Below are 11,888 nucleotides of genomic sequence, written 5' to 3'. Positions count from 1 at the left end.
TGAAGGGATCAGCGGCGTTTGAGGTTCATCTTTTCCCGGCCCTCGGCCGGGGTCAGTACACGGGCGCCAAGACGCGAGATGATTTCCACTGCGCGCTCGACCAGTTGGCCGTTGCTGGCCAGTACGCCACGGTCCAGGTACAGGTTGTCCTCCAGGCCTACCCGCACGTTGCCGCCAAGCAACACGGCCTGTGCTGCCATCGGCATCTGCATGCGGCCGATGCCGAACCCGGCCCAGGTGACGTTGGCCGGCAGGTTGTCGACCATCGCCTTCATGGTGGTGGTATCGGCCGGCGCGCCCCACGGGATGCCCAGGCACAGTTGGAACAGCGGATCATCCAGCAGGCCTTCCTTGATCATTTGCTTGGCGAACCACAGGTGGCCGGTGTCGAAGATTTCCAGTTCGGCTTTCACCCCCAGTTCAGTGATGCGCTTGGCGCCGGCGCGCAGTTGCGCCGGGGTGGAGACGTAGATCGAGTTGCCGTCGCCGAAGTTGAGGGTGCCGCAGTCGAGGGTGCAGATTTCCGGCAGCAGTGCTTCGACATGGGCCAGGCGCTCCAGTGGGCCGATCAGGTCGGTGCCCGGGCCGAACTCCAGCGGTGTTTCACCCGGGCCGATTTCCAGGTCGCCACCCATGCCGGCGGTAAGGTTGACGATGATGTCCACGTCGGCTTCGCGGATGCGTTCCATGACCTCGCGATACAGCGCCACGTCGCGGCTGAAGCGGCCGGTTTGCGGGTCGCGGACGTGGCAGTGGACCACGGTGGCGCCGGCCTTGGCGGCCTCTACGGCGGACTCGGCGATCTGCTTGGGGGTGACTGGAACAAGGTGGCTTTTCGAAGCGGTGTCGCCGGCGCCGGTCAGGGCGCAGGTGATGATGACGTCGTGGTTCATGGCGGGGTTCCTTGTGGTGTCTGGTGGCCTTTTCGCGGGTAAACCCGCTCCCACAGGGGACGATGTTGCCCCTGGCATGTGCATGACTTGTGGGAGCGGTTTTACCCGCGAATGGGTCGGATCAGTTGGCGCTGAGGTTGAGGTTGTCGGCAGCCGGCTTGCCATCGAAGGTGGTCACACCCTCCAGCCAGCGGGCCTTGTCCTCGGGGTGGTCCTTGAGCCACTGGCGGGCTGACTCCAGCGCATCCTTGTGGTCGAGCAGCGGCTGCATCATGCGGCTCTCGTCCTCGGCGCTGAAGTTCAGGTTGGCCAGCAGGCGGTGGGCGTTGGGGCAGCGTTCGGCGTAGTCCGGCGCGGTCACTGTCCACACTGTCGCGCGGCCTTCGTCAGGGCCCAGGGCATCCTGGCTGTCGCCCAGGTAGACCATGTCGATGTTCACGTTCATCGGGTGCGGCGCCCAGCCGAAGAACACCACGGCCTCGTTGCGCCGCACCGCGCGGTCGACGGCGGCGAGCATGCCGGCCTCGCTGGACTCGACCAGTTGGAACTTGCCCAGGCCGAACTGGTTCTTGGCAATCATCGCCTTGATCTGGGTGTTGGCGCCCGAACCCGGTTCGATGCCGTAGATCTTCCCGCCCAGTTCCTTTTCGAACTTGTGGATGTCGGCGAAGGTCTTCAGGCCCTTGTCGGCCAGGTACTTGGGCACCGCCAGGGTGGCGCGGGCGTCTTCCAGGCTGGGCTTGTCGAGCACCTTGACCTGCTTGGCGTCGACGAACGGGGTAATGGTCTGGGTCATGATCGGGTTCCAGTAACCCAGGAACATGTCCAGGCGTTTGTCGCGAATACCTGCGAAGATGATTTGCTGCGAAGCGCTGGTCTGCTTGGTCTGGTAGCCCAGCCCGTCGAGCAGCACCTGGGCCATGGCGCTGGTGGCGATGACGTCGGTCCAGTTGACCACGCCCAGACGGACGTTCTTGCAGGCCGCAGGCTCGGCGGCGAATAGTGGGGAAGCGGCGATGCTACTCAGAGCAAGGGTCAACAGGCTGCGGCGGATCAAGCTGTGCATGGTGGCTCTCCATCGGCAGTGCATATTGTTATTGGGGTTCGACCTCTCTGGGTCGTATGAAGAAGCTACGCTGCTGTCAGGGTGGAAAATCGCACCCTGGCGACCAACATTTGCACGGAGGCGACCACCTTTGCCGTGGAGCATGCAATGCCGCAAATCATTCACTTTCTGTTGTTGCCCGGGTTCTCGGCCATGGGTTTCATCAGTGCCCTGGAGCCACTGCGGGTGGCCAACCGCTTCAAGGGCCCGTTGTATCGCTGGCAGGTATTGAGCCTGGATGGCGGGGCGGTGCAGGCCAGCAATGGCATGTCGGTGAACGCCGACGCCGCACTGGCAGCGGGCGAACCTGGCGGCACCCTGCTGATCGTCGCCGGCTTCGAGCCACTGGCCTGTTACGGGCCGACGCTGCAGCAGGCGCTACGCCGCCTGGACCACGAGGGGGTGATTCTGGGTGGCATCGATACCGGCGCGGTGGTGCTGGCCGAGGCCGGCCTGCTCGACGGCCACCGCGCCACAGTGCACTGGGAGGCGCTGGAGGCGTTCAAGGAGAATTACCCAAGCCTGCAGGCGACCCAGGAGCTGTTCGAGATCGATCGGCGGCGCATCACCTGTGCCGGTGGCACCGCTTCGATCGACCTGATGCTCGATCTGATTGCCCAGGCCCACGGTAGTGAACTGGCGGTGCAGGTGTCGGAGCAGTTCGTGCTCGGACGTATCCGCCAGCGACAGGACCACCAGCGCATGCAGATCGCCAGCCGCTATGGCATCAGCAACAAGAAGCTGGTGAAGGTGATTGGCGAAATGGAGCGCAACACCGAGCAGCCGCTCAATACCCAGGTGCTGGCCGAAGCGGTGCAGGTGACCCGGCGCCAGCTGGAGCGGCTGTTCCGCGTGCACCTGGATGACACGCCCAGTGGGTTCTATTTGCGACTGCGCCTGGACAAGGCACGGCAGTTGTTGCGCCAGACCGACATGAGTGTGCTGGAGGTGGGGGTGGCGTGCGGGTTCGAGTCGGCTTCGTACTTTACCCGCTGCTATCGGGCGCGTTACCAGCGTTGCCCGCGAAGAGGCCGGTACAGGCTTACTGCTGGCCGATGGACTGCAGGTACTCCGAGCGGTCATCACTGCGCTGCGCCACGCAGGTATCCCACGCCGCCTCGAACGCCTTGCTCCCGGGCTTCTCGGCGTAGGTCTCGACCTTGCAGTCGGCATCGCGCAGCTGCGCCCACAGCTTCTCGGCCGCGTCCATGCGCCCGACCAGCGCAGTGGCCTGGTCGCTTTCATCGGCATACTGGTCGCGGATGCGCTGGATCAGTTCGTCATACGCCGCTTTCAGCTCGCGCTCGGCGGTCTGCTTGTTGAACGCAGCGCAGGCGTAGGTCTGCTGGTCGGTCTCGACGTTGTCGCACGGGGTGCTTTCTTCCTCGCCGGCCTGGGCGCCCGATACGACAGCCAGCAGTACCAGCCATGCCATTGATTTCATCCGTTTTCTCCTCAACAGGCTGACGAATCGCTGGGATTCTCGCTCAGCCGACGGCAAGGCGGTAGCTCTCTGACGAAATGTTCATAAAGCCGCCGGAAACGTCGTTATCGAGACTGTCTCTCATCGCCAGACACCGCGCCAGAAGGCCTGTTGTCGCGCATTGACGCTTTCGGCAAACCCCCTGTCGTTTTTGCATCGGGGCGCCTTTGGGCACAGGCATATGCTGGCCCCAAAGCGCCGGCAATAAGGTTTGGCGCAAACCCATTCAATAAAAGGGGACAGCCTGATGAGCCCAGCCGAACTTCACGCCGACAGCATCGTCATCGACGGCCTGATCATTGCCAAATGGAACCGCGAGCTGTTCGAGGACATGCGCAAAGGCGGGCTGACTGCGGCCAACTGCACGGTGTCGGTCTGGGAAGGCTTCAAGGCGACCGTCGACAACATCGCTGCCAGCCAGAAGCTGATCCGCGAAAACAGCGACCTGGTGATGCCGGTGCGCACCACCGCCGACATCCGCAAGGCCAAGGAGCTGGGCAAGACCGGCATCCTCTTCGGCTTCCAGAACGCCCATGCGTTTGAAGACCAGATCGCCTACGTCGACGTGTTCAAGCAGTTGGGCGTGGGCATCGTGCAGATGTGCTACAACACCCAGAACCTGGTCGGCACCGGTTGCTACGAGCGTGATGGCGGCCTGTCGGGCTTCGGCCGCGAGATCGTCGCCGAAATGAACCGTGTCGGCATCATGTGCGACCTGTCCCACGTCGGCTCCAAGACCTCCGAAGAAGTCATCCTCGAGTCGAAAAAGCCGGTCTGCTACTCGCACTGCCTGCCGTCGGGCCTGAAAGAGCACCCGCGCAACAAGTCGGACGAAGAGCTGAAGTTCATCGCCGACCACGGTGGCTTCGTCGGCGTGACCATGTTCGCGCCGTTCCTGGCCAAGGGCATCGACTCGACCATCGACGACTACGCCGAGGCCATCGAGTACACCATGAACATCGTCGGTGAAGACGCCATCGGTATCGGTACCGACTTCACCCAGGGCCACGGCCAGGACTTCTTCGAGTACCTGACCCACGACAAGGGTTATGCCCGTCGCCTGACCAACTTCGGCAAGATCATCAACCCGCTGGGCATCCGCACCGTGGGCGAATTCCCCAACCTCACCGAAACCTTGCTCAAGCGCGGCCACTCCGAGCGCGTGGTGCGCAAGATCATGGGCGAGAACTGGGTCAACGTCCTCAAGGACGTGTGGGGCGAGTAAGCCGCTCTCCAAGCCTGAAAGCCCCTGCCAGCAACGCCGGGGCATCCCGATAAAAAATTTTATGGAGTTGAGTTTCCATGGCCAAGATCGCCCCGCAATTGCCAATCGAAGTCGACAGCGAGACCGGTGTCTGGACCAGCGACGCCCTGCCGATGCTGTATGTGCCACGCCATTTCTTCGTCAACAACCACATGGGCATCGAAGAAGTCCTGGGCGCTGACAAGTACGCCGAGATCCTCTACAAGGCCGGCTACAAGTCCGCCTGGCACTGGTGTGAAAAAGAAGCCGAGTGCCATGGCCTGGAAGGCGTGGCGGTGTTCGAGCACTACATGAAGCGCCTGAGCCAGCGCGGCTGGGGCCTGTTCGAGATCCAGGACATCGACCTCGACAAGGGCACCTGCAGCGTCAAGCTCAAGCACTCCGCGTTCGTGTACGTCTATGGCAAGTGCGGTCGCAAGGTCGACTACATGTTCACCGGCTGGTTCGCCGGCGCCATGGACCAGATTCTCGCTGCCCGCGGCAGCTCGATCCGCACCGTGGCCGAACAGGTCTATGGCGGGTCGGAAGAAGGCCACGAAGATGGCCTGTTCGTCGTCAAGCCGTTGTAAGCCGGAGATAGCGTCATGGCATTCGAAGCAATGTTCCAGCCGATCCAGATCGGCAAACTGACCATCCGCAACCGTGTGCTCAGCACCGCGCACGCCGAGGTCTACGCCACTGACGGCGGCATGACGACCGACCGCTACGTGAAGTACTACGAAGAGAAGGCCAAGGGCGGTATCGGCCTGGCGATCTGCGGCGGCTCGTCGGTGGTGGCCATCGACAGCCCGCAGGAGTGGTGGTCGTCGGTCAACCTGTCGACCGACCGCATCATCCCGCACTTCCAGAACCTGGCCGACGCCATGCACAAGCATGGCGCCAAGATCATGATCCAGATTACCCACATGGGCCGTCGCTCGCGCTGGGACGGCTTCAACTGGCCGACCCTGATGTCGCCGTCGGGTATCCGTGAACCCGTGCACCGCGCCACCTGCAAGACCATCGAGGTGGAAGAGATCTGGCGCGTGATCGGCAACTACGCGCAAGCTGCCCGCCGCGCCAAAGAAGGCGGCCTGGACGGCGTGGAACTGTCGGCCGTGCACCAGCACATGATCGACCAGTTCTGGAGCCCGCGTGTAAACAAACGTACCGACGAATGGGGCGGCACCTTCGAAGGCCGCATGAAGTTCGGCCTGGAAGTATTGAAAGCCGTGCGTGCCGAAGTCGGTGACGACTTCTGCGTGGGCATGCGCATCTGTGGTGACGAGTTCCACCCCGATGGCCTCAGCCACGAGGACATGAAGCAGATCGCCGCCTACTACGACGCCACCGGCATGATCGATTTCATCGGCGTGGTCGGCTCGGGTTGCGACACCCACAACACCCTGGCCAACGTCATCCCCAACATGAGCTACCCGCCGGAGCCGTTCCTGCACCTGGCCGCCGGCATCAAGGAAGTGGTCAAGGTCCCGGTGCTGCACGCGCAGAACATCAAGGACCCGAACCAGGCCACGCGCATCCTGGAAGGCGGCTATGTCGACATGGTCGGCATGACCCGTGCACACATCGCCGACCCGCACCTGATCGCCAAGATCAAGATGGGCCAGATCGACCAGATCAAGCAGTGCGTCGGCGCCAACTACTGCATCGACCGCCAGTATCAGGGCCTGGACGTGCTGTGCATCCAGAACGCCGCGACCTCCCGTGAATACATGGGGGTGCCGCACATCATCGAGAAAACCACTGGCGCCAAACGCAAGGTGGTGGTGGTGGGTGCCGGCCCTGCCGGTATGGAAGCGGCCCGCGTGGCTGCCGAACGCGGCCACGACGTGACCCTGTTCGAGAAGAAGGACCAGATCGGCGGGCAGATCACCATTGCTGCCAAGGCGCCGCAGCGTGACCAGATCGCCGGTATCACCCGCTGGTACCAGTTGGAACTGGCGCGCCTGAAGGTCGACCTGCGTCTGGGTACCGCTGCCGACGTGGCGACCATCCAGGACCTGCGTCCGGACATCATCGTGCTGGCGGTGGGCGGGCATTCGTTCCTTGAGCAGAACGAGCACTGGGGCGCCGCCGAAGGGCTGGTGGTCAGCAGCTGGGACGTGCTCGACGGCAAGGTTGCGCCGGGCAAGAACGTGCTGGTGTACGACACCATCTGCGAGTTCACCGGCATGTCGGTGGCCGACTTCATCGCCGACAAGGGCAGCCAGGTCGAGATCGTCACCGACGATATCAAGCCGGGCGTGGCCATGGGCGGTACCAGCTTCCCGACCTACTACCGCAGCATCTACCCGAAAGAAGTGATCATGACCGGCGACATGATGCTGGAAAAGGTCTACCGCGAAGGCGACAAGCTGGTGGCGGTGCTGGAGAACGAATACACCGGCGCCAAGGAAGAACGCGTGGTTGACCAGGTGGTGGTGGAGAACGGCGTGCGTCCTGACGAGCAGCTGTACTACGCACTGAAGGAAGGTTCGCGCAACAAAGGCCAGATCGACGTGGAGGCGCTGTTCGCCATCAAGCCACAGCCGATCCTCAGCCAGCCGGGCGAAGGCTACCTGCTGTACCGCATCGGTGACTGCGTGGCCCAGCGCAACGTGCATGCGGCGATCTACGACGCCTTGCGCCTGTGCAAGGACTTCTGATCGCACTGGCATGAACACCGCCCCCGAGGGCGGGATTGGCCCCCTGTGGGAGCGGGTTTACCCGCGAATGCGTCAGCACTGACAACACCGTTGCCTGACCGGACGCATTCGCGGGTGAACCCGCTCCCACAGGGTCCGCGCCGCGCTTGAGAGTGGCGCAAGAATCCAGCTGTTGTGGGAGCCTCCCATGTTGAACACCCTTCTACCCATCCTGCTGTTCGCTGCCCTCGGCCTGGCGGTGCTCGGCGCCCTGCGCCGGGTGCGCATGTGGCGGCGTGGCCGGCCGTCCAAGGTCAACCTGATCGGCGGCCTGCTGGCCATGCCGCGCCGCTACCTGGTGGACCTGCACCATGTGGTCGAGCGCGACAAGTACATGTCCAAGACCCACGTGGCCACCGCAGGCGGCTTCGTGCTGTCGGCCGTGCTGGCCATCCTGGTGCACGGCTTCGGCCTGCAGAGCAAGATCCTCGGCTACGCGTTGCTGGTGGCCACGGTGATCATGTTCTGCGGCGCCATCTTCGTCTTCAAACGCCGCCTCAACCCGCCTTCGCGCCTGTCCAAGGGCCCGTGGATGCGCCTGCCGAAAAGCCTGCTGGCGTTCGCCGTCAGCTTCTTCGTCGCCACCTTGCCGGTCGCCGGCATCCTGCCGGCCAATACCGGTGGCTGGGTGATGGTCGGCATTCTCGGCCTGGGTGTGCTGTGGGGCGTGTCGGAGCTGTTCTTCGGCATGACCTGGGGCGGCCCGATGAAACACGCCTTCGCCGGTGCCCTGCACCTGGCCTGGCACCGTCGCGCCGAACGCTTTGGCGGCGGCCGCTCCACCGGCCTCAAGCCGCTGGACCTGGAAGACCCGAATGCGCCGCTGGGCGTGGAAAAGCCGGTGGACTTCACCTGGAACCAGCTGCTGGGCTTCGATGCCTGCGTGCAGTGCGGTAAATGTGAAGCCATGTGCCCGGCCTTCGCCGCCGGCCAGCCGCTGAACCCGAAAAAGCTTATCCAGGACATGGTCATCGGCCTGGCCGGCGGCACCGACGCGCAGTTCGCCGGCAGCCCGTACCCGGGCAAACCGATCGGCGAACACGGTGGCCACCCGCACCAGCCGATCGTCAATGGCCTGGTCGATGCCGAAACGCTGTGGTCGTGCACCACCTGCCGTGCCTGCGTCGAGGAATGCCCGATGATGATCGAGCACGTCGATGCCATCGTCGACATGCGCCGTCACCTCACCCTGGAAAAAGGCGCCACCCCGAACAAGGGCGCCGAAGTGCTGGACAACCTGATCGCCACCGACAACCCGGGCGGCTTCGCCCCCGGTGGCCGCATGAACTGGGCCGCCGACCTCAACCTGCGACTGCTGTCGGAGGTGAAAACCACCGAGGTGCTGTTCTGGGTCGGTGACGGTGCCTTCGACATGCGCAACCAACGTACCCTGCGCGCGTTTGTCAAAGTGCTCAAGGCTTCGGGCGTGGACTTTGCCGTGCTCGGCCTGGAAGAACGCGACAGCGGCGACGTGGCACGCCGCCTGGGCGACGAGGCGACCTTCCAGCAATTGGCCAAACGCAATATCCAGACCCTGGCCAAGTACAAGTTCCAGCGTATCGTTACCTGCGACCCGCACAGCTTCCATGTGCTCAAGAACGAGTACGGCGCCCTGGGCGGCGACTACCAGGTGCAGCACCACAGCACCTACATTGCCGAACTGATCGCGGCCAACAAGCTCAACCTCGGCCAGCACAAAGGTGGCAGTGTCACCTACCACGACCCGTGCTACCTGGGCCGTTACAACGGCGAGTACGAAGCCCCGCGTGCCGTGCTCAAGGCGCTAGGCATCGAGGTGCGCGAAATGGAGCGCTCGGGCTTCCGCTCGCGCTGCTGCGGCGGTGGCGGCGGTGCGCCGATCACCGACATCCCGGGCAAGCAGCGTATCCCCGACATGCGCATGGACGACATCCGCGAGACCGAGGCCGAGCTGGTGGCCGTGGGGTGCCCGCAGTGCACCGCGATGCTCGAAGGTGTCGTCGAACCGCGCCCACAGATCAAGGACCTGGCCGAGCTGGTGGCCGACGTGCTGATCGAAGAGGACGCGCCCTCTGCCCCAAAGCCGCAAACGGCCAAACGTGAACCTGCGGAGGTGCACTGATGAGCGACATTATTCGCCGCGACCCACGCGCCGAGTGGATCGCCCGTAACCGTCTGCACCCGCTGCATGCAGCGATGCAGACGCAGCAGACCAGCTGGATGGGGCCCAACGGCCTCATCCGCAAGAACCCCCATGCGATCGCCGCAGGCTTCATCGGCCCGGCCGGCATCAAGCGCATCGACCGCAGCGGCGCCCAGCAGGGCACCGCCGTGGGCGGGCGGCGCACGGCGGTGGCCGAGGTCAAGCTGCCGCTGCACCAGGTGCCGGCGCCGGCGTTCTACATTGCCGTGGTACCGGACATGGTCGGCGGCCGCCTGAGCAGCCACGACCGCGACTTGCTCGGCCTGGCCCACAGCCTGGCCGGCAGCGACGGTGCGGTGCTGGCGGTGGTGTTTGGCGAACACAAGGAAAGCAACTTTTCCACAGCCGGGGTCGACCGCCTGCTGGTCATCGAGGGCGAGGCTTTCGAAGGTTATGCACCGGAGCAACTGGTACAAGGCCTGCGGGCTGTGGATAACCAGTTCACTCCGCGCCACTGGCTGCTGCCAGACAGCCGCACCGGTGGCGGCGAACTGGGCCGGCGCCTGGGCGCAGCCCTGGGCGAGCGCCCGGCGACACGGGTATGGCAGGTCAAGGACGGCCAGTGCATCGGCCGTGCCGGTGCCGGCCAGCAAGACCTGCAGCGTGCCGTGCCACGCCTGATCCTGGCGGCGGCCGAGTGCGCCGAGCCGGTCAGCGAAACCCGTCACGAAGCCTTGCCCGTGGAGTTGTCCACAAGCGTGGCGCGCAGCCTGTCGCGCATCGAAGACCTCGGCTCGGTGGCCGTGGACCCGGCCACCATTGCCATGGCCGAGGCCGAGTTCATCGTTTCGGGCGGCAACGGCGTCAAGGACTGGGACCTGTACCACAAGGCTACCGCGGCCCTGGGTGCCACCGAGGGCGCCTCGCGGGTGGCGGTGGACGACGGTTTCATGCCGCGCAACCGCCAGGTGGGTGCTACTGGTACCTGGGTCACTGCGCGGGTCTACGTGGCTGTGGGTATCTCGGGCGCGATCCAGCACCTGCAGGGCATCGGCGCCTGCGACAAGGTGGTGGCGATCAACATGGACCCGGGCTGCGACATGATCAAACGGGCCGACCTGTCGGTGATTGGCGACAGTTCGGCGATTCTCAAGGCACTGATCGAGGCTGTGGACAACTACCGCAGCGGCGGCCAGCGCGACGCGGCATAAGGGCACGAGCATGAGTACGAAAGTGATCAGCCTGGTTTCCATCGGTGCCCACCCCAGCTCCGGTCGCGCCCGCCGCGCCGAGCAGGATGCCCGCGCCGTGGAGTTGGGTTTGCAGCTGGCTGGGGATAACTTGCAGGTGGTGCATGCTGGCGACCCACGGGAAGAGGCGCTGCGCGCCTACCTGGGCATGGGCCTGGACCATCTGGACGTGCTGGAGCAGCCGGCCGGGGCCGATGTGCTGGGCGTGCTCGGGGATTACCTGCGCGATGCCGGGGCCCAGCTGGTGCTGACCGGCAGCCAGGCCGAGACCGGCGAGGGGTCGGGCATGTTGCCGTTCCTGCTGGCCGAAAAGCTCGGCTGGCCGTTGATTGTGGGGCTGGCCGAAGTGGAGTCGATCGACAACGGCACCGCCCAGGTGCTGCAAGCTTTGCCGCGTGGTCAGCGGCGTCGGCTGAAAGTGCGCCTGCCGCTGCTGGCGACTGTGGATAACGCAGCGCCCAAGCCGCGCCAGAGTGCTTTCGGGCCGGCGCGTCGGGGTGTGCTGGCGGCGCGCAATGTGGCCATCGTCGAAGACGAACTGCTGGCCGAAGCCGAGCTGCAACCGGCCCGCCCACGGCCCAAGCGCTTGAAGGTGATCAAGGCCAAGAGCGGCGCTGACCGGATGAAGGCGGCAACCGCCAAGGCCAGTGGGGGCGGTGGCAAGGTGCTGAAGGACGTTTCGCCACAGGAAGGCGCCGAGGCCATCCTCAAGCTGCTGGTGGAAGAGGGCGTGTTGCGCTGAAAGCAGAGGCTTGGAGGTCTCTTTGTGGGAGCGGCCTTGTGTCGCGAAAGGGCCGCGCAGCGGCCCCAGCCATTTCTGCAGTGATGCAAAAACCTGGGGCTGCTGCGCAACCTTTCGCGACACAAGGCCGCTCCCACATTCCATACACAGCATCGACCGAATGCTTTTGCCCACCAAATCTGTTCGCCAAGGTGTGGATAAAGTGTTGGCGCATGGCTGCAGCCCTTGTATTTCGTGCTCTTCAAGATATTGATCAAAAAACGATCAAGCATTCTCCCAGCCTTCGCAGGCGTGCGCATCAGCATCCTCCTGATTTTGCCCACAATCGCTGTTAGCCGGTCTGTG

General features: G+C 64.3%; 9 protein-coding genes and 1 pseudogene. 7 read left to right on the top strand and 3 right to left on the bottom strand.

The window, feature by feature from the left end; translation table 11 throughout:
• Positions 1 to 8 precede the first annotated feature (8 nt).
• Positions 9 to 893 (bottom strand): 3-keto-5-aminohexanoate cleavage protein, encoded by an 885-nt coding sequence (locus tag M2S36_RS10205; RefSeq protein WP_063914503.1) that lies wholly within the window; start codon positions 891 to 893, stop codon positions 9 to 11.
• 121 nt (positions 894 to 1,014) lie between these two features.
• The gene (gene choX, locus M2S36_RS10200; RefSeq protein WP_063914504.1) at positions 1,015 to 1,959 is read right to left on the bottom strand and encodes a choline ABC transporter substrate-binding protein; all 945 of its coding nucleotides are present in this window, start codon (positions 1,957 to 1,959) and stop codon (positions 1,015 to 1,017) included.
• 147 nt (positions 1,960 to 2,106) lie between these two features.
• On the opposite strand from choX, the pseudogene M2S36_RS10195 reads away from it, so the two are divergent.
• Positions 2,107 to 3,033 (top strand): annotated as a pseudogene (locus tag M2S36_RS10195) (GlxA family transcriptional regulator); the annotation flags it as partial.
• 7 nt (positions 3,034 to 3,040) lie between these two features.
• Here M2S36_RS10195 and M2S36_RS10190 read toward each other — a convergent pair.
• Positions 3,041 to 3,442, bottom strand: coding sequence for a lysozyme inhibitor LprI family protein (locus M2S36_RS10190; protein ID WP_087501963.1), 402 nt, complete (start codon positions 3,440 to 3,442; stop codon positions 3,041 to 3,043).
• Between the two features lie 286 nt (positions 3,443 to 3,728).
• Between M2S36_RS10190 and M2S36_RS10185 the strand changes: the two genes are divergently transcribed.
• The 6 genes from M2S36_RS10185 (at position 3,729) to etfB (ending at position 11,543) form a co-directional block, all read left to right on the top strand.
• Entirely contained in the window at positions 3,729 to 4,706 is a 978-nt protein-coding gene (locus tag M2S36_RS10185) for a dipeptidase (protein ID WP_023382781.1), read from the top strand.
• Between the two features lie 77 nt (positions 4,707 to 4,783).
• Positions 4,784 to 5,314: a DUF5943 domain-containing protein gene (locus M2S36_RS10180; RefSeq protein ID WP_046614486.1), complete on the top strand. Its 531-nt coding sequence runs from the start codon at positions 4,784 to 4,786 to the stop codon at positions 5,312 to 5,314.
• A gap of 15 nt (positions 5,315 to 5,329) precedes the next feature.
• Positions 5,330 to 7,390: a dimethylglycine demethylation protein DgcA gene (gene dgcA, locus M2S36_RS10175; protein ID WP_170027867.1), complete on the top strand. Its 2,061-nt coding sequence runs from the start codon at positions 5,330 to 5,332 to the stop codon at positions 7,388 to 7,390.
• Between the two features lie 187 nt (positions 7,391 to 7,577).
• On the top strand, positions 7,578 to 9,530 hold the full coding sequence (dgcB, locus tag M2S36_RS10170) for a dimethylglycine demethylation protein DgcB (RefSeq protein WP_207837957.1): 1,953 nt from the start codon (positions 7,578 to 7,580) through the stop codon (positions 9,528 to 9,530).
• Entirely contained in the window at positions 9,530 to 10,762 is a 1,233-nt protein-coding gene (gene etfA, locus M2S36_RS10165) for an electron transfer flavoprotein subunit alpha (RefSeq protein ID WP_333957122.1), read from the top strand. Before dgcB ends, etfA begins: the two co-directional genes overlap by 1 nt.
• A 10-nt stretch (positions 10,763 to 10,772) precedes the next feature.
• On the top strand, positions 10,773 to 11,543 hold the full coding sequence (gene etfB / locus M2S36_RS10160) for an electron transfer flavoprotein subunit beta (RefSeq protein ID WP_003257512.1): 771 nt from the start codon (positions 10,773 to 10,775) through the stop codon (positions 11,541 to 11,543).
• Positions 11,544 to 11,888: the final 345 nt, after the last annotated feature.

The sequence above is a fragment of the Pseudomonas sp. SF2 genome, assembly GCF_036858055.1.
In the GTDB taxonomy this organism is placed as follows: Bacteria; Pseudomonadota; Gammaproteobacteria; order Pseudomonadales; family Pseudomonadaceae; genus Aquipseudomonas.
This window is presented reverse-complemented; position numbering and strand designations above follow the sequence as displayed.

Bases quoted from the DNA above. Each gene is read 5' to 3' on its own strand.
- dgcA (WP_170027867.1), top strand. From the start codon at position 5,330: ATGGCATTCGAAGCAATGTTCCAGCCGATCCAGATCGGCAAACTGACC.
- choX (WP_063914504.1), bottom strand. From the start codon at position 1,959: ATGCACAGCTTGATCCGCCGCAGCCTGTTGACCCTTGCTCTGAGTAGC.
- M2S36_RS10180 (WP_046614486.1), top strand. From the start codon at position 4,784: ATGGCCAAGATCGCCCCGCAATTGCCAATCGAAGTCGACAGCGAGACC.
- etfA (WP_333957122.1), top strand. From the start codon at position 9,530: ATGAGCGACATTATTCGCCGCGACCCACGCGCCGAGTGGATCGCCCGT.
- M2S36_RS10205 (WP_063914503.1), bottom strand. From the start codon at position 893: ATGAACCACGACGTCATCATCACCTGCGCCCTGACCGGCGCCGGCGAC.
- dgcB (WP_207837957.1), top strand. From the start codon at position 7,578: ATGTTGAACACCCTTCTACCCATCCTGCTGTTCGCTGCCCTCGGCCTG.
- M2S36_RS10190 (WP_087501963.1), bottom strand. From the start codon at position 3,442: ATGAAATCAATGGCATGGCTGGTACTGCTGGCTGTCGTATCGGGCGCC.
- etfB (WP_003257512.1), top strand. From the start codon at position 10,773: ATGAGTACGAAAGTGATCAGCCTGGTTTCCATCGGTGCCCACCCCAGC.
- M2S36_RS10185 (WP_023382781.1), top strand. From the start codon at position 3,729: ATGAGCCCAGCCGAACTTCACGCCGACAGCATCGTCATCGACGGCCTG.